Annotated in this window: 14 protein-coding genes; all 14 read right to left on the bottom strand. The window is 69.5% G+C overall.

Annotation, left to right across the window (positions count from 1 at the left end):
- Positions 1 to 500: 500 nt before the first annotated feature.
- The 14 genes from CLT74_RS03810 to CLT74_RS03745 are packed head-to-tail and all read right to left on the bottom strand — an operon-like array spanning position 501 to position 25278.
- Entirely contained in the window at positions 501 to 1712 is a 1212-nt protein-coding gene (locus CLT74_RS03810) for a class I SAM-dependent methyltransferase (RefSeq protein WP_099845291.1), read from the bottom strand.
- A gap of 37 nt (positions 1713 to 1749) precedes the next feature.
- Positions 1750 to 2775 carry an NAD-dependent epimerase/dehydratase gene (locus CLT74_RS03805; RefSeq protein WP_099845290.1) on the bottom strand — a complete coding sequence of 342 codons (1026 nt, stop codon included), beginning with the start codon at positions 2773 to 2775 and terminating at the stop codon, positions 1750 to 1752.
- Positions 2772 to 3386, bottom strand: coding sequence for a dTDP-4-dehydrorhamnose 3,5-epimerase (locus CLT74_RS03800; protein ID WP_099845289.1), 615 nt, complete (start codon positions 3384 to 3386; stop codon positions 2772 to 2774). The genes CLT74_RS03805 and CLT74_RS03800 overlap by 4 nt, the downstream gene beginning before the upstream one ends.
- Positions 3383 to 4495 (bottom strand): DegT/DnrJ/EryC1/StrS aminotransferase family protein, encoded by a 1113-nt coding sequence (locus tag CLT74_RS03795; protein WP_099845288.1) that lies wholly within the window; start codon positions 4493 to 4495, stop codon positions 3383 to 3385. Before CLT74_RS03795 ends, CLT74_RS03800 begins: the two co-directional genes overlap by 4 nt.
- The gene (locus tag CLT74_RS03790; RefSeq protein WP_099845287.1) at positions 4492 to 5811 is read right to left on the bottom strand and encodes an NDP-hexose 2,3-dehydratase family protein; all 1320 of its coding nucleotides are present in this window, start codon (positions 5809 to 5811) and stop codon (positions 4492 to 4494) included. The genes CLT74_RS03795 and CLT74_RS03790 overlap by 4 nt, the downstream gene beginning before the upstream one ends.
- Positions 5812 to 5830: 19 nt before the next feature.
- Entirely contained in the window at positions 5831 to 7204 is a 1374-nt protein-coding gene (locus CLT74_RS03785) for a wax ester/triacylglycerol synthase family O-acyltransferase (protein ID WP_158240201.1), read from the bottom strand.
- A 37-nt stretch (positions 7205 to 7241) separates the two neighbouring features.
- Positions 7242 to 8042: an SDR family NAD(P)-dependent oxidoreductase gene (locus CLT74_RS03780; protein ID WP_099851227.1), complete on the bottom strand. Its 801-nt coding sequence runs from the start codon at positions 8040 to 8042 to the stop codon at positions 7242 to 7244.
- Between the two features lie 46 nt (positions 8043 to 8088).
- A complete protein-coding gene (locus CLT74_RS03775; protein WP_099845285.1) occupies positions 8089 to 8850 on the bottom strand; it encodes an SDR family oxidoreductase in 762 nt (253 codons plus the stop codon).
- The gene (locus CLT74_RS03770; protein ID WP_099845284.1) at positions 8847 to 10478 is read right to left on the bottom strand and encodes an AMP-binding protein; all 1632 of its coding nucleotides are present in this window, start codon (positions 10476 to 10478) and stop codon (positions 8847 to 8849) included. Before CLT74_RS03770 ends, CLT74_RS03775 begins: the two co-directional genes overlap by 4 nt.
- Complete coding sequence (locus CLT74_RS03765; protein ID WP_158240200.1) at positions 10475 to 11713, bottom strand: isochorismate synthase; 1239 nt, start codon at positions 11711 to 11713, stop codon at positions 10475 to 10477. Before CLT74_RS03765 ends, CLT74_RS03770 begins: the two co-directional genes overlap by 4 nt.
- The gene (locus CLT74_RS03760; protein ID WP_099845282.1) at positions 11713 to 12468 is read right to left on the bottom strand and encodes an alpha/beta fold hydrolase; all 756 of its coding nucleotides are present in this window, start codon (positions 12466 to 12468) and stop codon (positions 11713 to 11715) included. Before CLT74_RS03760 ends, CLT74_RS03765 begins: the two co-directional genes overlap by 1 nt.
- Positions 12465 to 13574, bottom strand: coding sequence for a saccharopine dehydrogenase NADP-binding domain-containing protein (locus tag CLT74_RS03755; protein ID WP_099845281.1), 1110 nt, complete (start codon positions 13572 to 13574; stop codon positions 12465 to 12467). Before CLT74_RS03755 ends, CLT74_RS03760 begins: the two co-directional genes overlap by 4 nt.
- Complete coding sequence (locus tag CLT74_RS03750) at positions 13571 to 17701, bottom strand: non-ribosomal peptide synthetase (RefSeq protein WP_099845280.1); 4131 nt, start codon at positions 17699 to 17701, stop codon at positions 13571 to 13573. The genes CLT74_RS03755 and CLT74_RS03750 overlap by 4 nt, the downstream gene beginning before the upstream one ends.
- On the bottom strand, positions 17698 to 25278 hold the full coding sequence (locus CLT74_RS03745; protein WP_099845279.1) for a non-ribosomal peptide synthetase: 7581 nt from the start codon (positions 25276 to 25278) through the stop codon (positions 17698 to 17700). Before CLT74_RS03745 ends, CLT74_RS03750 begins: the two co-directional genes overlap by 4 nt.
- Positions 25279 to 25282 lie beyond the last annotated feature (4 nt).

Raw genomic sequence — 25282 nt, 5'->3', positions numbered from 1 at the left:
ACGTTCATGTAGATCACACGAAAAGGCATGAGGAGCGCACCGCCCAGATGGTCGTCACTGACACCGGAACGAGGCGATTCCTCATCTCCGGTATCGCGAAATCCGCAGTCTCACCAATTGGCAGTGCGCCTACCTGCACGCTGACCAGGGCTTCTGGCCTGCCGTGCGGGAGAGGCAGTTACCAGCAACGTTTCGCAGAGGTAAATATCAGCAACGATTCAGCGGACCGTATCGGCCGGTGCCACCTGCTCAAGAACGCAATACTTCCGCAGAGTGAGCGGCAGTCAGGTCACCGAGGGTAGCCGTCATCTCCACCGCGTCGGAGACCCCGGGCGCCCCCGGTGCATGGCCCCGACAAATCGGCGAGGCGGAATACTTCTACCGGACCGGCAATAAGGGTGGCGTCGCATTTTCCCACCCGGCACGTGGTTATCGGGTATCCCCTGCCGCTGGCTGCGGAGCCATGGGCACACTGCTCCGCAGCCTGGGCACGTACCCGCTCAGAGCAGACGCACCTCCGGTACGTAGAGCAGCCAACGCCCGCCGCCTCGGGCGAAGTCCTGCTCCTTGGCGATGATCTCCTCGGCGTGGTTCCACGCGAACAGCAGCAGCCGGTCCGCGCCGTACTCGGCGAACTCCGCGGCGGGGCGTACCGGGATGTGCGAACCGGGCATCAGGCGTCCCTGCTTGGCCGGCGTCGTGTCGAAGACACAGGGCACGAGATCGGGCCCGATCCCGGCGTAGTTCGTCACCGTCGCGCTCTTGGCGGTGGCGCCGTAGCCGGCCACCCGCAGCCCGCTGTCCCGCAGTTTCTCGAGTTGACGGACCAGATCACGGCTGATCCGGTCGACCTCGGCCGCGAATGCGTGCAGAGTGGACAGCTCGGCCAGGCCACGGGCATCTTCGCTGGCGACGAGGGCGCCCACCGCTGCCGATGGGGTCCGCGCCCCCGCTCGGGCGAGCGTGTACCGCACCTCTCCGCCGTGCACGGGCAGCCGCCGCACGTCGACCAACTCGAAGCCGAACCGCCGGGCCATCGCCTGCACCGACCGCGCCGAGAACACGTAGAAGTGCTCGTCGTAGATCTGGTCGAAGGAGTTCTTCTCGATGACGTCACCCAGGTAGGGGTCCTCGAAGACGAAGACACCGTCCGGCGCCAGCAGGGCGTCGATCCCGCGGAAGATCGAATCCAGGTACGGGATGTGGCAGATCGTGTTCGCCGCGAAGACAACGTTGGCGGGACCGTCCTGCGCGGCTATCTCCGCACCGACCGCCTCCTCGAAGAAGGCCGAGCGCACCCGGACACCGGCGGCGCGTGCCACGTCGGCGACCCCGCCGCACGGCTCGACCCCCAGATGCCGTACGCCGGCCGCGCGAACGGCGGCCAGCATGGTGCCGTCGTTGGAACCGATCTCGACGATGAACGGGTCGCTGCCTGTCGACTCGCGGTCGAGGAGGTCGTGGGCGGTGCGGGTGAAGTGCTCGCGCATCCGGACCGACCCCGAGGAGACGTACGGGTACGAGTCGTGGAACATCCGTTCCCGCGGTACCTCCGCCAGCTGCTGCACCATCGAGCACGACTCGCAGACGCCGACCCGCAGGTGGTAGTAGAACTCGTCGGCGGTCTCGGCCGGGTCCACGAAGGCGTCGGACAGCGGCTGCCGGCCGAGATCCAGGAACTCGTTGACCACTCCGCCGCAGATTCGGCACATGTCTTCTCCATAGATCGTGGGACGTGTCTGTCGCAGGTCACCGTTCGTCCGTGCGTCCACCGCCCCGGCCAGCGAGTCGGCGCCCCTGGCAGTGGGCGATCGTGTGCCGCAGCGCGGCTGTCAGGCCGAACCGGGGGTGCCAGCCGGTGACCGTGCGGAAGGCCGTGGAATCGACTGTCACGCTGCGGAAGTCGCCGGGTTCGGCGTACTCCGGTGGCTCGACGGAGACCACCGGGACGCGCGTGCCGGTGTGTTCCGCCGCGAGGTCGGCGATCGCGGCGAAGGCCTCGGCGAGTGGCGTACCGACACCCGTGCCGACGAGCCATCCGCGGCCGGACAGTTCGTCGATGTGGTCACCCGCGGCGGTAAGCGCCCGGGCGGCGTCGTCGACGTAGAGGAAGTCCCGCCGGACCGATCCGTCGTGCCACATCGTCAGCGGCTGTCCCGCCAGGGCCCGCTGGACCGTGACGGCGACGACACCCTTGTCCGGCGCCGTCGAGTGGGGGCCGTAGCCGAAGACCGTCGGCAGCCGCAGCGAGGTGGCCGCCAGCACGCCGCGATCGGTCGCCGCCAACAGCAGCCGCTCCGCCGCGAGTTTCTGGCGGTCGTACTCGCCGGCCGGCCGGTCGGGTTCGCTGCCGTCGAGCACCTCGTGCCGGGTGAGACCGGCCTGGGTCGTCGTGCCGGTGAACACGACCCGCAGCGGGCCGGCGCACCGGGTGGCGGCAGCGTCGACGAGGTCCCGGGCGACACCGACGTTCACCCGTTCCGCCCCGGTGTCCCCGGCGTCGACGCGCCAGGTCGACACCCCCGCGATGTACGCGACAGCGTGGACGACCAGATCGGTACCCTCGATCGCCTCCCGCACCGCGCCGGGCGCGGTGAGGTCGAGGGTCCGCACCTCGACCTCGGCGGGCCCGGCCGGAGGCATCGGACCGGGTCGACGTGACACGGCCCGGATCCGAATCGGTCGGGCCGCCAGTTCCCGCAGCACCGCCGATCCGATGAACCCGGTGGCGCCGAGGACCGTGACGTGCGGCGACGGTGCGCCGGCCGCTGTCATTGCCACAGCGCCGCCTCCGCCGCAAGGCAGGACCGGTACTCCGGCAGCAGTCCCCCGGCGCGCGCCTCGGCCAGGGTGGGCGCGGCCGTGTCGCGCTCGGACCTGGCGATCGGAAGGCCCGGTGGTACGGACAGGCCAAGCTCGGGGTCCAGCGCCGAGACCGCGAGTTCCCGGAGCGGGTCGTACTCCTCCGACATCAGGTAGACGACCGTCGAGCGGTCCTCGAGCGCCAGGAAGGCGTGGCCGACGCCGACCGGGATGTACAACGCCCGCCCGTTGTCACCGCTGAGTTCCGTGCAGACCGAGCGGCCGTACGTCGGAGAACCGACGCGCAGGTCGACGAGGTAGTCACGGACCCGGCCGTGCGGGCAGTACACGTACTTCGCCCGGCCCGGCGGGTCGGAGGTGTAGTGGATGCCGCGGAGCACCCCTCGGCCGGAGACGTTGAAGCTGACGTCGCGTACGGGAAACAGCGGACGGTCCGTGGCGGACCGGAAGTCGGAGTCGCGGAAGACGTTCGTGAACTGGCCCCTGTCGTCCCGGTGGACCGGAGCGGTGAACTCGACGGCACTGTCGATGTCGTAGGTGCGGAACGTCCGGGCGGGCGTCATAGGGTCGGGACCACCTCGTGCAGCGCCTCGATGACCCGGTCCTGGTCGGCCTCGGACAACGACGGGTACATCGGCAGGGAGAAGATCTCCCCGGCCAGCTTCTCGGTGACCGGCAGCATGCCCGGCTCCCAGCCGAGGTGCCCGAAGCCGCTCATCGTGTGGACCGGCCAGGGGTAGCTGATGTTCAGCGAGATGCCCTTGGCGCGCAGCGCGTCGAGGATCGCGTCGCGCGCCGGGTGACGCACCACGTAGACGTAGTAGACGTGGGTGTTACCCGGGTTGGTCTGCGGCAGGAGCAGCCCGTCGACATCGGCGAGGTACCGTTCGTAGCGGCGGGCGACCCGGTTGCGATCCTCGATGTACGCGTCGAGTCGGCGAAGTTTCCGCCGCAGGATCTCGGCCTGCAGTTCGTCCAGGCGCGAGTTGTGCCCGGGCGACCGGACGACGTAGTAGACCTCCTCCATCCCGTAGTAGCGCAGCTGCCGGAGCTCACGGTTGGTGTCGGCGTCCGACGTGATCACCGCTCCGCCGTCGCCGTAGGCTCCGAGCACCTTCGTGGGGTAGAACGAGAAGGCCGCGACGTCGGACATCGTGCCCGCGAGTCGCCCCTGCTGGCGGGCACCGTGCGACTGCGCGCAGTCCTCCAGGATCCGGAGGCCGCGCTCGGCGGCCAGCCGCCGCAGCGGTGCCATGTCCACGCACTGCCCGTAGAGGTGCACCGGCACGACGGCCTTGGTACGCGCTGTGACGGCGTCGGCCACCTGCTCGGTGTCCATGAGGAAGTCGCGCTCGCGCACGTCGACGAAGACCGGGGTCGCGCCGGTGCCGACGATGGCCACGACGGTCGGCGCCGCGGTGTTCGAAACGGTGATCACCTCGTCGCCGGGCCCGACCCCGATGGCCTCCAGGCCCAGCTTGATGGCGTTGGTGCCGTTGTCCACGCCGGTGGCGAAGGGCACCCCGTGGTAGGCCGCGAACTCGGTCTCGAAGTTACGCACGCTCGCCCCGAGGATGAGCTGCCCCGATTCGAACACGGTCTCGACGGCGTCGAGGATGTCGTCCTTCTCCTTGGCGTACTCGGCGCCGTAGTCCCACACCCGCAATGTCATGGTGTCGCCTCCTGCGAGATGAGGTCGGTCATACAGCTGAGCAGGCAGCGCGCACCGACGTTCACGTGGTTGCCGTATCGGATGAAGCCGGCCAGTTGGTCGACGGTCAGCCAGCAGTAGCCGTAGGGGGGTTCGGCCGGGAAGTCCTCGCCCACGTCGATGACGAGATACCGGTTCTCGGCGTGGTAGAACCGGCCGCCCTCCTCCGAGTGGAGGATGTCGACGAGCAGTTGCGACGGGGACGCACCCAGGACGACGTCGAGGTACCGGGGCCGTTCGGCGTCCACCGCGCCGGCGTAGTTGTCCGGGATGCACGCCACGGTCGGCCCCATCTCGACGACGTCGGCGGTGCCAGCCTCGGTCCGCGCGTGCACCAGGACGTGGAACGTGCCGTCGAAGTGCCGGCCGAGGAAGGCGATCACGCCACGGGCGGACGGCCGGAACATCGGTTGCGACCAGCTGCGTACCTCGCGGTCGCTGGCTCGCACGTCGACGCCGATGACCGAGAAGTGCCGCCCGTCGAGGCGGTGGATCGCTCCCCTGGAGCGTTTCCAGTCCGGCAACTCGCGCAGCGGCACGACCGATCGCTTGAGCTGTTGCTGTGACTTGACCTCGGTGAACCAGCTCAGAATGTGGCCGAGTGGGTGGCGGGCGTCGCCGTCGCGCTGGTGCCGGTCGCCGGTGAGGAACGAGACCCCCGACAACACCGTACGGGCGTCCATGTTGACCAGGTTCGGGATCCGCATCAGCTCCGCCAGTTGACCGGTGCTGAGCCAGCAGAAATTCTCCCCGACCGGTACCTCCTCCTCCACCTCGACGATCATGTTGCGGTTGCGCTTGCCGAGGAACCACGACCCCTGCTCCGACTGGAGCGAGTCGAACACCGGTCGGCCCCGCCGCGGGGTGCGGAAGTACTCCAGGTACGGCACCGCGCTGCCGCCGTGGACCCGGGTGAAGTTGCTCCGGGTGGCCTGGACCGTTGGCGACAGCTGGAGCAGGTTGATGTTTCCCGGCTCCATCTTCGCCTGCATCAGGCAGTACGTCGTGCCGTCCACCCGTTTCGCGAGGATGCCGAGAATCCCGATCTCCGGTTGCAGGATGATCGGCTGCGACCACGCTGCGGGGGTACGGCTGTCCGCGTCGACGTTGACGCCGATCACCGAGAAGAACCTGCCACTGTGGTGGTGGATGTTTCCGGTCTCCGGATCGGTGCGCCAGCCGTCGAGCGAATCCAGCGACGTGACGGAGACGCGGTACTCGTTGGCGAGTTCCCGCTCGGCGAACCAGGCGTGAAACTGCGACATGTCATCGAACATCGCGTATCCCGTCATCCGATCAGGTGCCCGCACCGACCGCCAGAGTGGACTCCAGGTCGTCCAGCGCCGCCGCGGTGTATCGGGCGATCGACTCGATCCCCGGCACGGTGTCCGGGCAGCAGTGGAACCCGATGCCGAAGGTTCCCGAGATGGTCAGGGCCGCGACGATCAGCCCACTGCCGTGGTAGAGCGGCCCGATCGGGAACATCGCGTCCAGGTGCGCCCCGCCGAGGTAGAGGTCACTGTCCGGGCCCGGAATGCAGGAGACGATGGTGCTGAACGGCGGGGCCGTCCGTCCCGCCAGCCCGGTCATCTGATTGATCGTCCAGGTCCCGCCGATCAGCGGCGAGTACATCACCGCGACCTCCGGCGTACGGCTGCGGATGTCCCGTTTGGCGAAGCCACTCGACCGCGCCACCGCCTTCAACCGCTCGACCGGGTGCGCGATGTCGGTGAACATCGTGATGAGGATCGTGCTGTAGGCGTTGAGGGTGGCGTCGTCGCCGGGCGGTCGGATGTTGTACGGGGCGCTGGCGATCAGCGACTTGCGCGGGAGTTCACCGCGCTCCTCCAGATAGCGGCGTAGCCCGCCGGCCACGGAGCTGACCAGGACGTCGTTGACCGTGACGCCGGCCGTCTTGGCGATGCCCCGGATGCGGTCGAGGGGATAGGCCACGGTCGTCGCCCGACGCCGCTTGGTCAGGCGCCTGTTGAGGACGGTCTTCGGCGCCAGGTAGGGCGCGGCGATCTCCGGCACCGCCCGCTTCGCGTTGCGCTTCATCTCCTTCCGCACGGCCATCACGTCCTTCATCGGCGCCGGAGCCGGCGGGGCCGGCCGGGTCGCGTTGGGACCGATGGTCCAGATGGGCCGAAGCTCCTGGTCCTCGGGCTCGAGCGTCACCGACTGCGTGAAGCGCTGGTTCCAGCCGACGCCGTCCATGACCGCGTGGTGGAACTTGACGTAGGTGGCGAAGCGCCCGTTCGCCAGCCCGTCGATGAGGTGGTACTCCCACAGCGGCCGCCCGAAATCGAGCCGCGGCGAGTGCAGCTCGGCGATCAGGTCGTCCAGTTCGCGCTGGCCGCCCGGCGCCGGGAGCCGGTGGTACCGCAGGTGCCGGTCGAGGTCGATCTGGTCATCGGGAAGCGCGCTCATCGACGGCGCGATCTTGCGAAGCGCCGGCCGATCCAACACGTAGTTGAACGGCGCGGCGAAGGTACGGATCTTCCTCAGCCGTTCCAGCAGCCGGACGGCGAAGTCGGCGTCGGCGCCGTCCGGTGGTGAGAAGACGGCAAGCATCGCCACGTGCTGGCCGACGGTGGCCGAGTCGACGACGAGGAAGAACTTCTCGTTCATCGCCAGCGTCGGCTGGGTCGTATCGCCTTTTTCTGTCATTGCGCACCACACCTCTTCATCTTCGGACCGCCAGGTGCTATGCGGCGGTGTCCTTGAACGGGTTGAACTTGCGGCCGAACGAATAGGCGGCATTCACCGTCATGGGCCGGGTCATGTAGGCCATCACTCCGTTCATCGCGCCGGGGATGCAGACCGGCTTCCCCTTCGACACGGCCTTCCAGCCGGCGGCGGCGACCGTGTCGGCGTCCTGCCACATGAAGCCGGGCATCTTGTCGGCGATCTCCCGCACGCCCATCACGTCGTGGAACTCGGTGCGGGTCTGGCCCGGGCACAGCGCGGTCAGGTTGATGCCCTGCGGCTTCAGCTCCATGTCCAGCGCCTGCGACGTGTGCAGGAGGTAGCTCTTCACTCCCGTGTAGAGCAGACTCGCACCGGGCGGGCCGAGCGCCGACACCGACGAGATGTTCACGATCCGACCCCAACCGCGCTTGCGCATGTGCGGCAACACCCGGTGGATGAGCTCCGTGGGTGCGGTGACCATCAGCTGGATCTCCCCCGCCGCCCGCTCCCACGGCGCCTCGGCGAAGGTCTCGTTACGGCACAGGCCGGCATTGTTGACCAGCACGTCGATGCCACCGACGATCTCGTTGGCCTGCGACACGACCCATTCCGGCGCTTTGGGGTCGGTCAGGTCTGCGGTCAGTACCTCGCAGCGGGTCCCGGTACGCTCCCGGATCTCGTTCGCCACCTGCGTCAGCCTGTCGGTCCGGCGGGCGACCAGGACCGGCGTGTAGCCCTCGGCGGCGAGCAGCCGCGCGAACGCGGCCCCGATCCCGGACGACGCGCCGGTGACGAGTGCCGTCTTCCCTGCCATCATGCTCACACCTCGATCTCGTTGGTAACTGTTGTCTTCTGGCTTGTGCTCAGCGCGCCGCGGCCATTCCTCCGTCGACGGGCACGACAGTGCCGGTGACGTAGGCCGACGCCCGGGAACCGAGGAAACGGACGATCCCCCCGACGTCGTCGATCCCGCCGTGCCTGCGCATCGGCGATCGCGCGCCGATCTCGCGGGCCAGCTCCTGCTCCACCATCGCGGAGACGAACGGCCCGAGCGCTATCGCATTGACTGTGATCTGTGGGGCGAGTCGACTCGCCAGGTGTCGCGTCAGGTGGTGCATGGCGGCCTTGCTCGCGCCGTAGGAGTACGTCTCGGCCGCCGGAACTCGCAATCCGTCGATCGAGCCGACGTTTATGACGTGCGCCGGATCCTCCGGCGTCGATGCCGCGGTGAGCAGTGGCCGCAGGAATCGCGTCAGGTGGAAGACCGCTTCCACGTTGACCGCGAGCGTCTCGCGCCACCCGGTTTCGCCGAACTCGTCGAGCGGCGCGGCGTACAGCACACCGGCGTTGTTGACCAGCAGGTGCAGCACGTCCGCCGCCCGGCCGATCTCGTCGGCGAGTGCCCGGCAACCGTCCTCGGAGGAGAGATCCGCCGGCAGCGACCGGCAGTCGCCCAGCAGCGACAGGTCCGCGGCGACCTTCTCCGCGGAGACACCGTCGCGGGACGTGATGTACACCCGGGCACCGGACTCGACGAGGGACTGCGCGATGAGTGCGCCGACTCCCCGGGCACCCCCGGTCACCAGCGCGACCTTCCCCGCCACCGAGAACAGGTCCACGGTCATCGTTCCTCCTCCTGCCCGGCGCGCTGGCGCAGCGCCAACTTGTCGACCTTGCCGACCGCCGTGAACGGGAACTCCTGGACGAGTTCGAACCGGTCGGGAACCTTGTACGCGGCCACTCCGCGCTCGTGCAGGTAGTCGGCGAGATCACCGTGGTCCAGCGGCGCCCGGGGGATCACGAACGCCCAGACCCGTTCACCCAGAACGTCGTCGGGCTTACCGACCACCGCGGCGTTGTGCACCCCGGGGTGGTTCATCAGGATCTCCTCGATCTCCTCGCACGCGACCTTCGTCCCGCCCCGGTTGACGATGTCCTTCGCGCGGTCGACCACGACGAGGTGGCCCGACGGCAGCCGGCGGACGACGTCGCCGGTGCGGTAGAACCCGTCGGCGGTGAACGCCGTGCGGTTGTACTCGGCGGCCCGGTAGTAGCCCCGGATGGTGTACGGGCCGCGGGTGAGCAGATGCCCGGGCGTTCCGTCGGGCACCGGCCGGTCGTCGTCGTCGACCACGCGGATCTCGTCCGCCGGTGACATCGGCGCGCCCTGGGTCTCGACGACGATCTCGTCGGGGTCGTCGGGGCGGGTGTAGCAGATCAGCCCTTCGGCCATCCCGAACACCTGCTGCAGGGTGCAGCCCAGGGTGGGACGGACCCGCCGGGCCGCCGAGGGCTTGAGCCGGGCGCCGCCGACCTGCAGGACCCGCAGGCTCGACAGGTCGCAGGTGGTGCTGGCCGCCGCGTCGAGCCACCGCAGCGCCACCGCTGGTACGGCGGCAGCGACTGTCACCCGGTGACGTTCGACAAGGGGGAACACCTTCTCGACGCTCGGGCTGGGCGACACGACGACCGTGGCTCCGACGGTGAGGGCACCGAGGATGCCCGGCGCGCAGAGCGTGAAATTGTGCGCCACCGGGAGCGCGGCAAGGTACACGTCGCCGGGCCCGAGCGGACAGGCGGCCAGGCTCGCCCTGGCGTTGTAGGCGTAGTCGTCGTGCGTACGGGGGATCAGCTTCGGCACCGCCGACGAGCCGCCGGACAGTTGCAACAGGGCGACGTCGCCGGCCTCGGGGCCGGGACCCCGGTACGGCTCGGCGTACAGGTCGGCGAGGGCGACGTGCCCGCCCGGATCACCGTGCACGATCGTGCTGCGCAGGCTCGGGCAGGACTCCGCCACCTGAGCCGACAGCGCCCGGTAGTCGAATTCCGCGTGCCGGTCGGCGACGACGTGGGCCACCGCACCGCTCTGCTCGCAGAGGCGGACGAGCTCGTACGTGCGGTGTGCGGGTTGGGTGAGCACCGGGACCGCGCCGATCCGGAACAGCGCGAAGCAGATGACGACGAACTCACCGACGTTGGGCATCTGCACGAGAACGCGGTCGCCCCGGCCGATACCCAACCGGGTGAATCCGGTCGCGAGCCGGTTCGCGTCGTGATCGAGCTGTCGGTAGGTCCAGGTGCGGACCGCGTCGACCACGGCGGGCCGGTCACCGTGGCGGCGGGCCGAGTCGGCGAGCACCTGCCCCAGCGTGACCCCCGCCCAGTAGCCGGCGGCGCGGTAGCGGGCGGCGACCTCGTCCGGCCAGGGCGAGAAGTCGGGTCCGGCATCGGTAAGTGGCGTCGGCGCGCTCATCGGCGTACGACCTCCGCGCTCGACGTGGTGGCGACCGCGTCCTCGAGCCCGATCGCCGCCAGGAAGGTGTGGAACTTCGCCGTCGTCTCGGCCAGTTCGCTCGCCGGATCGGAACCCGACACCACCCCCGCCCCCGCGTAGAGCCGTAGCTGGGTGTCGGCGAGCTCCGCACACCGCAGCGCGAGAACCCACTCACCGTCGCCGGACTCGTTCATCCAGCCCGTCAGACCTGTGTAGTACTGCCGGTCGAAGGTTTCCGACTCGGCGATCACCTGCCGGGCGACAGCTGTGGGCCAGCCGCAGACGGCGGGCGTCGGGTGGAGCGCGGCGGCGAGTTCGAGAGCGTTGGGCAGCGGATCGGCCAGGACGCCGCGTACCTTCGTCGACAGGTGCCACATCCGGCTGGTACGGATCACCGACGGCCGGTCCGGCACGTCGAGTGCGGCGCAGAACGGGCGCAACGCCTGGGTCACCGCGTCGACCACGATCCGGTGCTCGAGCAGGTCCTTCGGTGAGTGCTGCAACCTCCAGGCGCGCCGCCGGTCCTCGACCGGGTCGGCGCTGCGCGGTGCTGACCCGGCGAGGGGGTTGGACACCACACTGCGGCCGATCCGGCGGACCACCAGCTCCGGGCTGGCGCCGACGAGCACCCGGCGGGCACCGACGCCTACCGTGCCCACCGGGACCGCGAAGACGTACGCGTCCGGTTCACCGGACAGGAGACTGCGCACGATGTCGCGTACCCGGGCGGGCTCTGCGGTGATCACGTCGATGGCCCGGGACAGCACCACCTTGTGCTGGCTCAGCCCCGCTATCCGCGCGACGGCCCGCTCGACGCCGGCCATGTACCGGGCCGGCCACGGCACCAGGTCCACCCGGACCGCCCGCGGGACCGCCGTCGCGGCGGCGTAGTTGGCGCGGACCAGCGGCGGGCCCCAGTGGATGTCCCGGGCGACGGTGAGCCGGGTGGGTGCGCCCGGGTCGAACGGTGCGGCCCCGACCAGCAGCGGTCCGCCGCAGGCTCGTTCCCGGGCGGTCAGGTCCCAGGCGGACTCGGTGAGCAGGCCGATGCCGCGTCGGGCGGCCTCGGCCAGCGGCATCGTGTTGTTCTGGGCGATCACATCGCGCGCGACAAGCGTGGCCGTCGGCGAGGCGAGAAACAGCTCGCAGTCGTCCACGACCGCTGTCGGGTCGGAGACATCGGGACTACTGGTGTCGACCGCTTCGGCAGTCATCACGCCTTCCTTCCTGGTAGGACACGCGGGTCGGCGTTCGTCAGCAGCGTGGTGAGCCATTCGACGAACTCGCGCTGGTGCTCGACGAGATGGAAGTGACCGCCGTCGACCGTGTGCAGCTCGAAGCCGGACCGCGTCCAGCTCTCCCAGGCCCGCGCCTCGTCCTCGTCGACCTCCGGGTCGGCGCGTCCGATCAGGGCGGTGATCGGGATCGCCAGCGGTGCGGGCGGTCCGCAGCGGTACCGTTCGATCAACCGGTAGTCCGCGCGGATCATCGGCAGCACGAGCTTCCGTATCTCGGGGTAGTCGAGCAGGGCCGCGGTGGTGCCGCCGACGGTGCGCAGTTCGGCGAGCAACCCGTCGTCGGGGCGCAGATGCACGTCGTTCGGTCGCTGCCGGTGTGGCGCGGGGTGACCGGAGACGATCAGGCGTGCGGGTGGCCGCGTCATCCGGCGGGCGACCTCGAGCGCGACGGCGGCGCCCATGCTGTGTCCGAGCAGCACCAGCGGCACGCCCTGCGGCATGCTCGCCGCGAAGTCGGCGGCCAACCCCTCCAGGGTGTCCGGGTGGGGGTCGGGCAGCCGGTTCTCGCGACCGGGATACATCGCGATGGCCAGTTCGACGTCGTCGGGCAGGTGTTCGGCCCAGCCACGGTAGAAGCTCGCCGCGCCGCCGGCGTGGGGGAAACAGACAACCCGCAGTGCCGGCGACGGGCGCGGACGGTAGGTCCGGAAACGGGACCCGGCAATGCTCATATCGCTCCTTCGTCGGGCGTGACGAGGTCGTCGAGGGGGCTGTCATGCTCGGACAACTGCACGACCGCCGGGTCGGCGGCGAGAAAGCCGACGACCTCCGCGGGTGGTAGGACGTCGGCAGCGAAGTGGACGCCGGGGGCGATTCGGTTGGCGGCGACGGCGGTGATCGCGGGCACCGCGGCCGCCGCGACGAGTGCCGCGGCCCGGTCCGCCCGTACGATCAGCGACCGGGTGACCTGCCGGCCGTCGACCTGCCCGTCGAGTTGGCAGAGCAGGGTCACCTGGGGCGTACGCCCGAGGACGTCGAACTCCGCTGCCCGGCGCACCTTCTCCGCGGTCTCCCGGATCTGGCTGGCTGCGGTGCGCGGGATCTGCTGCAGCACGACCGGGAGCCGCTCCCCGTCGAAGACCGAGTACCAGGTGCCGGAGCGGAGTCCCAGCGCCGTCGCCGTGCGGGACGCCTCGGGCGACAGATACGGCTGCGCGGTGACCGGATCCGGGAAGTGCGGCAGGCGCAGCTCCGTCTGCCGCCGTGCCGCACCGGGGCGGGGACCGTCCTGCCAGGCGGCCGATGGCACGTCGTCGCCGGCGAGGATGCCGGCGACGAAATCGTAGGCGGCAGCCGGTCCGATGCTGTCGCGGACGCCGTGGTAGAGGGTCAGCTGCTCCACGGTGTCGAGACCGCGTGCCAGGTACCGGGGCAACAGCCCCGTCAACCCGGGGATCATTCCGGCGGAAAGCACCGCGCACCAACCGCTGCCGGCCGTCAACCGGGCGTGGACCGGGTCATCGCCACCGACGTCGACGTAGTGCGCGCCGCTGCGCCGCGCCACGATCGCGACCCGGTCCAGGATCCGCCGGGACGGGCCCGCGCAGTTCACCACGACCGTGCAGCGCGCACAGAACGACGCCAGCGCGTCGTCGTGCTCCAGATCGACGGTGACGAAGTCGCCCGCCCCGCCCAGCCGCTCGGTGATCAGCCGGCGGCCGGCGGCGCTGTCGCGGCCGGCGATCACCAGTTCGCCGACGCCGTGTTTGCGCAGCCGCTCCGCGACCTCGGCACCGACCGAGCCGTAGCCGCCCAGCAGCCCGATCCGCGCTGTCATGCGGCGGCACCGTTCAACAGTCCGGCGAGCGCCTCCGCCTGGCCGGCACCGCCCGGGTTGCCCTCGACCGCATGGCAGCGGTCGCGCAGTTCGGCTGCCAGACCGTCCAGTTCCGGATCGGGGGCGGACCCGACCACCGTCAACGGCAGCCCGCACGGCCGCAGCTCATGCCCGCGCAGTGCCGCCACCGTCGCCCGGAAGATCTCGTAACGTCGGGCCACCGTGATGTCCGTGCCGATCTCGACGGCCGCGCCCATCGCGGCGATGCGCTCGGCCGACGACGTCGTGAACACGTGGTCCGCCAGCTCCGCGAGGGTGTCCGGGAACCCGGCCCTCGTCGGCGGGACACCGAGTTCCCTGGCGAACAGGTACTCCAGGGCGACGTCGCTGACCTCGCCCGAGATCCGGTACGGGTCGACGAGGACGACCTGGTCGACCCGGGTGCCGGCCTCGGCGAGTTCGCGGGCCACCTCGATCGCCAGCAGGGCGGTGGCGCCGTAGCCGACCACCTGGACGGCGTTCGGGCGTTCGGTGCGGACCAGCCGGGCGTAGACCGCCACCCGCCGGTGCAGCAGGTGCTCCGGGTCGGAGCGCAGGTAGGTGTCGGCGTCACCGGCGGTGAGTCCCAGGATCTTCCGGCCCGGTTCGATCAGGTTGGTGAGACTCACGAAGTTGTAGAGCTTTCCGGTGGCGTCGTGCACCAGGACCACCGCCGGGTCGCTCTCCCCGTCGCCGAACCGCACCAACGGCGAGACGACCCGGCGCTGCACCGGTTCGGGCGTCGGCGCGTCGGCCGTACTCGAGAGCAGCCGGGCCATGGCCGCGACGGTCGGATCCGGCAACAGCTCGCGCACCAGCGAGTCGAAGTACATGCCCGCCGCCTGCGGCACCCGTTCCCGGACCATAGCCACCAGCTGTGTCGACAGCAACGAGTTGCCGCCCAGCGCGAAGAAGTCGTCGTTGCGGCCGACCCGATCGACCTTGAGCACCTCGGCCCACAACTGCGCCAGGGTGGTCTCCAGACCTTCGGTGGGCTCGTCGCCCCCGGTGCCGGTCGTCTCGGTGGCCGCCTGCCGCAACCGGTTGGCCAGCGCGGTCCGGTCCACCTTCCCGTTCCCGGTGACGGGTATGGCCGGCAGCGGGTGGAGTGCCGCCGGGCACATGTAGTCCGGCAGCAGATCCCGCAGGTACCGGTCCAGATTCAGCTCGGCGAGCGGCTCTTCGCCGCCGTTCGCATCGTCCGTCACCACGAACGCGACAAGCCGACGCCGCAACGATTCGGTGCCCTCGACGAGCACCACGGCGCCACGTACGGCCGGGTGGGACAACAGCGCCGCCTCCACCTCGGCGAGCTCGATGCGATGTCCCCTGATCTTGACCTGGTTGTCCTCCCGGCCGAGGAACTCGATGACGCCGGACGGCAGGTAACGGCCGAAGTCGCCGGTGCGGTACAGCCGCTCGCCGGTCACCGGATGGGTGCGGAACCGCTCCCGCGTCCGCTCCGGGTCGTTGCGGTAGCCGGCCGCCACTCCGACGCCGCCGATGTACAGCTCCCCGGCCACCCAGTCGGGTCGGTCCCGCAACTCGTGGTCGTAGACGTGGAACGTCTGGTTACGCAGCGGCACGCCGTACGGGATGCTCGGGGCGTCGGTGTCGACGGTGTCGATCGGGTGGTAGATCGACCAGATCGACGCCTCCGTCGCGCCCCCGAGGCTTATCACCTTCAACTCCGGGATGTGCCTGCGGATCTCGTCGGGCAACGTGACCGGAATCCAGTCGCCGGACAACAGCGCCAGCCGCAGTGTCGGCGCCGGTTCGGGATGCGCCGACAGGTAGTGGGCCAACATCTGCATCTGCGCCGGCACCGAGTTCCAGACGGTGATCCGGTGGCGTACGACGAGTTCGGCCCAGTGCGCCGGTTCACCGCGGCGTGCGGGATCCGGCAGCACCAACGTGCCACCGACGCCGAGCGTGCCGAACAGGTCGTAGACGGACAGGTCGAAGCCCAGGTCGGCGAGCCCCAGCACCCGGTCCTCCGACCCGATCCCGAAGCGCTCGGTGATGTCGACGATCGTGTTCAGGGCGGCGCGGTGGCTGATCATCACCCCCTTCGGCGTCCCGGTCGATCCGGAGGTGTAGATGACGTAGGCCAGCTCGTCCGGGCTGCGGGGGGCACCGGCGACCTCGAAGGGCCCGGTGTCGGCCGGGATGTCGTCGACTGCCACCGAGGGCACCGGCGCGTCGCCGTCGGCGGGTCCACCGACGAGGAACGCGGCGCCGGAGTCACTGAGTATGCGGTCGCGCCGGGACGCCGGCTGGCCGGTGCTGAGCGGCAGATACGCCGCTCCGACCGCCGCCACGCCGAGCACGGCGGCGATCTGGTCCAACTCCTTGTCGAGGGCGACGGCCACGATGTCGCCCGGTGCCACCCCGGCACCCCTGAGGTACGCGGCGATGTCGGACGCCCGTGCGGCCAACTCGCGATAGGTGTGCTCGCCTGCGCTGTCGATCACCGCGACGCGGTCGGGGAACCGTCGCGCCGTGGCGAACACCGGCTCGTGCAGCAGGCCGCCGGGGATCGGCCCTTCGGTGGCGTTCACCGTGCGCCGCAGCTCGACCTGAGCGGTCGGCAGGGGTACCGGCGCCGGGGCACGCCACGTTTGCGGGTCGCGTGACAACCGGCCGAGCAGATCCTCGAACGCGGCGAACATGTCGTCGACGAGCCCGTCGGTGAACACGCCGTCGCGTACGTCCCAGTTGATCAGGAGGGCGCCGTCGCGCTCGAGTGCCTGGCAGTCGATCCAGACCTGCGGGGTCTGGGTGATGCCGTACCCGAGCCGGGCCTCCGACTCGCGGGAGGTCGCACCGTCGATGCCGATGGCACTTGTGAAGACCACAGGCATGAGGGCCTCGTCCGGACTGCGCCGACGGGCGATCTCACGGATCACCTCGACGCCGGAGAAGAACCGGTGGTCCATGTCGTCGAAGAGCTGCCGGCCCAGCCGCTGCGCCCGGTCGGCGAAGGTCGGCGCGTCACCGGTGTGCGCTTCGAGCAGGGTGACCGAGGTGAAGTCGCCGATGAGGGTGGGGACGTCTGGGTGCAGGGGCAGCCGGTTGAGCAGGGTGAGGTTCAAGGTGAAATCGGGCCGCCGTGACCACTTGCCGATGACCTCGGCGTAGGCGGCGAGAACCGCTCCGGAGGCGGTGACGCCCGCGCTGACGGCCCGCTCCCGCAACGCCGACCAGGCGTCCGGCGTCAGCTCGAGACTCCAGCGGCTGAAGGTGGTGCGGTTATCCGCGCGCGACAGGGTCGGCAGTTCCGGCGCCGGCGGCAACGTGTCGACCCGGGCGGACCAGTAGTCGCGGTCGCGCTGGTAGCGGGCGGACTCCCGCAGGCCACGTTCGGTGAGCAGGTAGTCACGGAAGGACAGCTCCGGCTGTGGCAGCTCGACCGTCGGATCGCGGTGCAGGTGTTCGAACTGGTCGAGCAGGATCTGGATGCCGGCCCAGTCGGAGATCAGGAAGTCGAGCGACACGTGCAGCACGGCCCGCTCGGCGGCGCGGGTGAGGCGCAGCTCGAACAGCGGCCACGTGTCAGTGGTCAGGATCTGGTGGCCCAGTTCGTCCCGGACCTTCGTCAGGTGGGCGTTCACCGCCTCGGTGGCGTCGGGCCGCAGGTCCGCGACCGCGATCCGGTAGCGGGGAACCTCCGGCAGCACCTGCTGCGAACCGTCGTCGTGCACGACCGCCCGCAGCATGTCGTGGTGAGCGATGAGACGGTTCCAGGCGTCCTCGGCCCGGCCGGGATCGAGGTCGGGATACTCCACTTCGACATACAGATGGCAGGCCACCCCGCCGTAGGCGTACCCGTGTCGGCGGCCGAGCAGATACGCCGTCTGCACGTCGGTGAGCGGGAAGGGCGCGTGCGCGTTCGCGGGGTCGGCGACGACGGCGGGTAGCCGGTTGCCACGGAGAACGGCGAGGACCTCCTCCTTGCGTTCGCGCAGGGCGGCGGCGCGCTCCGGGGTCATCACACCCTTCGAGGCGCGGAAGCGCAGTTGCCCGTCGTCCTCCCAGAGGTGCACCCCGGCCCGCTCGAGTTCCGCGATCAGCTGCTGGGCACTCACAGCACTCCCTCCTCCGTCGAGTCGTCGAGCTGTGCGGAGACCGCGTCGGCGACCGCCGCGACGGTGGGTTCGGCGAACATCTGCCGCAGCGGCAGGGTCACGCCGTACCGGGCGAGCAGCGCCTCGGCGAATTGCGTGGCGGTCAGACTGTCGCCACCCAGGGCGAAGAAGTTGGCGAGGCGACCGGGCACGGTCACGGCCAACAGCTCGCCCCACAGCTGCGTGATCAAGCGTTCGATGTCGGTACGCGGCGGTTCGCTGGAGTCCCCGCCGTCGTCGGTTCTCGCGAGCAACTCGGCCACCCGCGCGCGATCCACCTTGCCGTTCGCGCTCAGCGGCAACCGGGACAGCGCGACCAGCCGCTCGGGCACCATGTGCGCCGGTAGCTCGCGCCGCAGGTCGGCCAGTACCTCGTCCTCCCGGACAACCGGACGGTCGGCGGCCGAGCGGGCCGTCAGCAGCAGGAGCGCGGAGTTCTGTTCGTGAACGCCGATCTCCTGAAGGTGGGCCGCCGCCAGTACCTCGGTCCAGCCCTCCGCGTCGAGCATCGGGCCGCGGCGCGAACCACCGAAGCCGCGCTCGAGCACGGCTGCGGTGAGCAGGGCGACGGGTGCGAGTTCCCGGTGTTCGAGGCCGATCAGCACACCGCGCGGGGCGAGCAGCTCGCCCGCCTGGGCGGCACCGTCGACCGGGTCGCCGTAGCGGTGCAGGGCGCCGGTCATCATCACGACGTCGAAGGCGTGCCGCAGGTCCGGTGGCACCGACGTGTCGGTGACCGTACGCAGCTGCGGAGCGTGCGGTGCGTGCTCCAGCCTGGCGGCCGCCAGTTCCAGCAGTCGCGGCGAGGTGTCCAGCAGTGTCGCCTCGACCTGGTCGCCGTCCACGCGCGCCAGCAGGCGCTGGGCGGCGACGCCGGTCCGGCAGCCGAGGTCGGCGATCCGGATGGGACGGCCCAGCGCGGCGGCGAGCTTGGTGATCGTCCGGGCGACCCAGTCGATCGCCGCCTCGGTGTCCGGCTGCACGGCGACCAGTGCCTCCGGCGACAGCACCGGGTCCTCGAGCAGCATCAGCGGCGAACGCTCGCCACGCAGGATCTCGGCGATCTCGTGCTCGACGGCGGCCAACCGCAGCGCGACGGCGTGCAGCGGGCCGTCCGCGGCGGCGGTCGTCGCGAGCCAGGTCCGTGGATCGCAGACCTCGGCCCAGCGCTCGCCGACGCCGTACCGGCCCGAGCGCGCGGTGAGCACGGCCCGCTCGGTGAGCCAGTCCAACCACAGGCGTAGCAGGTCCCGGAAGTTGTCGTCGAGGCCGAGCGCCGTGGCGATGTCGTCAGGTGTCGCGGGCTGCGATCCGATTCCCTTGGCGATCAACGCGGTGATCCGGGATTCGACGATCGTTGCTTCGAGTCCACCGTCGGTCGCGACGGTGATGACGGGTTGGTCGTCGTGCGGAAGGTCGAGGGCGGCGATGCCGTCGGTCACCGCGACCGCGCCCTGGCGGGCGACGGTGACGGTGGCGGCGAGTTTGCGGTTGGTGCCGGTGCCGATGGTGGTGGCTACCGCGCGTTCGATATGGGGGTGGGCCTCCAGAACGGCTTCGATCTCGCCCAGTTCGATGCGATGCCCCCGCACCTTGACCTGCAGATCCGACCGACCCAGGAACTCCAACGTCCCATCCGGCCAGAACCGACCCAGATCCCCGGTCCGATACCACCGCCGCCCCTGCCACGACACGAACTTCTCAGCGGTCTTCTCCGGATCACCGCGATAGCCCTGCGCGACACCAACACCACCGATCCACAACTCCCCCGCGACCCAGTCCGGACAATCACGCCCGACCGCGTCCACCACCCGGTAACACTGATTACTCAACGCAAAACCATACGGAATCGAACGCCACCGAGGATCCACCGAGTCCACCTCGAAAGCATTCGACCAGATAGCCGCCTCAGTCGCCCCACCCAACGCCACGAAACGACCACCCGCACCACGCGCACGAAAACGACCAGGCAAATCAAGCCCAACCCAGTCACCCGACACCAACACCAACCGAATCCGGTCAGCGACCTGCCCCGCCTCAACAACCGTCAAATACATGTCGAACAACGCCGGCACGCTGTTCCACACCGTCACCCCGTACCGAACACACAACTCCACCCACCGCCGCGCCTCACGACGGTCCGACTCCTCCACCAACACCACAGCGCCACCGACACCCAACAACCCGAACATGTCATAAACCGACAAGTCGAAATCCGCCGCCGACACCGCCAACACACGATCCTCAGGACCAACAACAAACCGCTCGTTGACATCCTCGACCGTATTCACCGCCGCCCGATGCGAAACCTCCACACCCTTCGGCACACCCGTCGAACCCGACGTGAAAATCACATAAGCCGAAGCAGAATCCGCCACCGCCACCGGACCCGACAACGGCGCCGCAGACAAACAATCCAACCCCACCACCCGAACACCCTCGGGCCACACACCCCCACCCTCACCAACAACAAACCTCACACCAGCAGCAGCAAACATCCGCTCCCGCCGCACCACCGGCTGATCAACCCCACACGGCACATACACACCACCCGCCGCCAACACCCCCAAAATGGCAGCCACCTGACCCGGCCCCTTCGGCAACGAAACCGCCACCGCATCACCAGACCGAACCCCACAAGCCACCAACTCACCAGCAACCCGCAACGCCCAATCAGCCAAACCCCCGTACGACAACTCCCCACCAACACCCCACAACAAAGCCACCCGATCCGGCTCCCGCACAGCACGCTCAAAAAACGCACCATGCAACAACCGCCCACTCTCCACACGCGATACCGGGGCGATGTCCCGCACCGGCCCGCTCACCGGCAGTGGGGCCGACCAGTCGCCGGTCGCCAGCCAGTCGAGGGCGGCCTGGTAGGCGCCGAACATCTGGTCGATCACGCCGGGCGGGAACAGCCCTTCGACGTGGTCCCAGTTCACCGCCAGACCGTCGGCGTACTCCCGGACCTGGTGGTCCAGCCAGACCTGCGGGGTCTGCGAGATGCCCCAGGCGAAGTCGGCGGCGGCGGTGGTGTCGAGCCCGTCGAGGACCCCGAGGGCACTGGTGAAGACGACGGGCATGCTCGTCTCGGCCAGGCCCGCGCGGCGGGCCATCTCCCGCAGCACCCAGGTCGCCGACACGGCCTGGTGGTCGAGGTCGCGCCACATCTGCTCCTGCAGCGCCCGGGCTCTTGCGGCCAGCCCCGTACCCGGTTCCGGTTCGTACGCGACAAGCAGGAGCGAGGTGAAGTCACCGAGGATGTTGTTGATGTCCGGGTGGACCTCCTGACGCCGGAACGTGGTGAGGGTCAACGTCATGTCCGGCCGGCCGCTCCACGCGCCGAGCACCTCGGCGTAGCACGCGAGCAGCAGCGCCGACGGGGTGATCTCGTGCTCCCGCGCCCGCTTCGTGATCACCCCCCAGTGCTCCCGGTCCAGGTGCAGCTGCCGGCGCAGGAACCGCGGCGCGGTGATGTGTACGGGATCGACGGCCAGCGGAAGATCCGGCGCGGGGGGCAGCCGGTCCAGTCGGGACGACCAGTACTCCCGCGCCGCCGCGAGTTCGCCGGGGTCCGGCCGGGTGTTCAGTTGGTAGTCGCGGAACGTGACGTCGACCGGGCGCAGGACGGCCTGCGGGTCGTCGTAGAGCAGGTTCAGCTCGGTGAACAGGATGAGCACGCTCAACGCGTCGAGCACCAGGTTGTCCAGGCCCACGCCGAGGCGCACCCGCTGGCCGTAGCGGACGGCGCGCACGTCGAACAGCGGCCACTGCGCCGGGTCGAACAATCGGTGCGACATCTCGGTCCGCAGCCGCGCCAGCGCCGGCTCCGCTTCGTCGGCGGCGACCTCGGTGACCGGGATGGTGAATCCGGGTACGGTCGCCAGCACGCGCTGCTGTCCGGTCTCGTCGAACACTGCGCGGAGCATGTCGTGGCGCGCGATGAGCGTGTTCCACGCCTGCTCCAGCCGGGCGACGTCGACGTCCTCGTTGTCGAACTCGACGTAGAAGTGGCAACCGACCCCGCCGAGGGTGAACTCCGTGCGGCGGCCGAGCAGGTAGGCCTGCTGCACGTCGGTGACCGGGAAGGGATCGTGGCGGGCGTCCGGCTCGGCCACGAAGCGGGCGGCGCTCGTCGCGCCGAATTCGAGGGTGGCCGCGAACCCGGCAAGTGTCGGATTGGCGAACAGCCCCCGCAGTTCCGCTCCCTCCACGCCGAGGGAGCCGAGGCGGGCGACGAGCCGGGTGCCGATCAGGCTGTCACCGCCGCAGCGGAAGAAGTTGTCGGTCCGGTTCACGCGCTCGACCGACAGGAATTCGAGCCAGAGGTCGCCGAGGAGTTCCTCCATCCGCCCCTGCGGGGGTGCCGCCTGGTCCTCGCCCTCCTCCTCGGTCCACCACGGTCCCGCGGCCACCGCGGCCCGGTCGACCTTGCCGTTCGAGGTGAGCGGAAGTTCGTCGAGCACGGCGAACTGCTCGGGGACCATGTGCCCGGGCAGCCGCTCGTCCAGCCATCGGCGGACGTCCACGGCCGCGAGGTCGATCGACGGGTCCGTGGTGACGGTGGCGGCGAGTTTGCGGTTGGTGCCGGTGCCGATGGTGGTGGCTACCGCGCGTTCGATATGGGGGTGGGCCTCCAGAACGGCTTCGATCTCGCCCAGTTCGATGCGATGCCCCCGCACCTTGACCTGCAGATCCGACCGACCCAGGAACTCCAACGTCCCATCCGGCCAGAACCGACCCAGATCCCCGGTCCGATACCACCGCCGCCCCTGCCACGACACGAACTTCTCAGCGGTCTTCTCCGGATCACCGCGATAGCCCTGCGCGACACCAACACCACCGATCCACAACTCCCCCGCGACCCAGTCCGGACAATCACGCCCGACCGCGTCCACCACCCGGTAACACTGATTACTCAACGCAAAACCATACGGAATCGAACGCCACCGAGGATCCACCGAGTCCACCTCGAAAGCATTCGACCAGATAGCCGCCTCAGTCGCCCCACCCAACGCCACGAAACGACCACCCGCACCACGCGCACGAAAACGACCAGGCAAATCAAGCCCAACCCAGTCACCCGACACCAACACCAACCGAATCCGGTCAGCGACCTGCCCCGCCTCAACAACCGTCAAATACATGTCGAACAACGCCGGCACGCTGTTCCACACCGTCACCCCGTACCGAACACACAACTCCACCCACCGCCGCGCCTCACGACGGTCCGACTCCTCCACCAACACCACAGCGCCACCGACACCCAACAACCCGAACATGTCATAAACCGACAAGTCGAAATCCGCCGCCGACACCGCCAACACACGATCCTCAGGACCAACAACAAACCGCTCGTTGACATCCTCGACCGTATTCACCGCCGCCCGATGCGAAACCTCCACACCCTTCGGCACACCCGTCGAACCCGACGTGAAAATCACATAAGCCGAAGCAGAATCCGCCACCGCCACCGGACCCGACAACGGCGCCGCAGACAAACAATCCAACCCCACCACCCGAACACCCTCGGGCCACACACCCCCACCCTCACCAACAACAAACCTCACACCAGCAGCAGCAAACATCCGCTCCCGCCGCACCACCGGCTGATCAACCCCACACGGCACATACACACCACCCGCCGCCAACACCCCCAAAATGGCAGCCACCTGACCCGGCCCCTTCGGCAACGAAACCGCCACCGCATCACCAGACCGAACCCCACAAGCCACCAACTCACCAGCAACCCGCAACGCCCAATCAGCCAAACCCCCGTACGACAACTCCCCACCAACACCCCACAACAAAGCCACCCGATCCGGCTCCCGCACAGCACGCTCAAAAAACGCACCATGCAACAACCGCCCACTCTCCACACGGGTGGGAGTGCCGATCGCGGACCGCACCGCGGCCTGGTCCTCGGGCAACGGGATGTGCGCCGCATCCCAACCGTCGTTGATCAGTCGGTCCACCACGTCGAGGTACGCCTCGAACATGGCGGGCACGACTCCCTCGGCGCACAGGCCGTCGACGTAGTCCCAGTTGAGGTACAGGCCGCCGTCCATCTCCATCAGCTGGTGGTCCAGCCAGACCTGCGGGGTCTGCGAAATCATGAAGCCGAGCTCGCCGAAGGACTCCCGGAACTCGGTGCTGAGCAGGTCGCCGCTGCTCAGGTTGGCGGCGAACACCACAGGCGCGCCGGCGTGGTCGCCGCGGCGCGCCAGGTCGCGCAGCACCTCCACTCCGGAGTACGCGATGTGGGAGATGTCGGTCTGGAACCGGCGCTGGGTGCTCCGCACCCGCTCGACGAGGTCGGCGCCACCCAGGTCCACCTCGAGTAGGACGAGATTTGTGAAGTCGGCGATCAGTTCGGGGACGTCGGGGTGCAGCGTCCGGCGGTCGAAGACCGGGACGTTGAGCAGCAGCCGGGACATGCCGCTCCACCGGCCGAGCACGTCGGCGAAGACGGTGGCAAGCGTCATCGCGACGGTCACCTGTTCCGCGCGCGCCCGCTCGACCAGCCGCCGGTATCTGCTCGGCTCGATCCACCGGGCGATGCGGCGGAACGTCGGCCGTCCGACCAGTTCGGGCTCGACGGCCAGGGGAAGCTGCGGGGCGGCGGGCAGTTCGGCGAGACGCTCGGCCCAGTACCGCCGGTCGCCGTCGACCTCGTGCGCGCGCAGGGTCGCGAGGTCGGCGCAGTAGCCGGGATACGAGTACGACAGTGGACGCAGTGCTGCCGGGCCGTCACGGTAGGCCAGCGCGAGATCGTTGAGGAAGACGTTGAAGCTCAGTACGTCGGCGACGAGGAGGTCCAGCTCGATGTGCAGCCGAGTCGCTCCGCTGGGGAGCAGCGACAGCTGTACGTCGAAGACCTCGCCCCGCTCGACCTCCAACCTGCGGTGCGACAGCGTCTCCCGGATCGCGGCCAGGTCGGCTGCGAGGACCGTCGACTCGCGGAGGTCGTGCACGCGCAGGCCCGGCCACGTCGGCCGGTCCCCGATCTGCTGGGTACCGTCGCCGTGCACCCGCACCCGCAGCATCGGGTGGCGCTCCGCCACGGCGCGCACCGCCTGGTCCAGCCGGTCGCGGTCGACGCCGGCACCGTCGACCTCGAGGTACACATGGCAGCCGATGCCACCCAGCGGCTGGTCGTCACCGCGTCCCACCCAGTACGCGTGCTGGATCGGGCTCAACTCGAACGGCGCCGAGATGTCGACCTCGACACCGTCGCCCGGGTGCCGGATCTCGGAGATGCGTTCGGACAGCAGCAGCCACCATCCGGTGACGGTGGGTCGCTCGAAGAGCTCCGCGTAGCGGACGGACACCCCCTGACGGCTCCACGAGTCGACGATCCGCATCACACCTATCGAGTCGATGCCGCACTCGATGAGGTTCTCGTCCGGATCGATGTCCTGCGGATCCTCATCGAGCAGCGCGGCCACCAGCAGCACGATGTCGTCCTGGCTGCTCGGAAGAGCCGATTCGAAGGCAACGTCGGCGCCGACGGGAGTGGACGCTTCGGAATTCATACAG

The sequence above is a fragment of the Verrucosispora sp. CNZ293 genome (genome assembly GCF_002754655.1).
The sequence above is the reverse complement of the archived record's forward strand: the minus strand, read 5'-3'. Positions and strand labels throughout refer to the sequence as shown.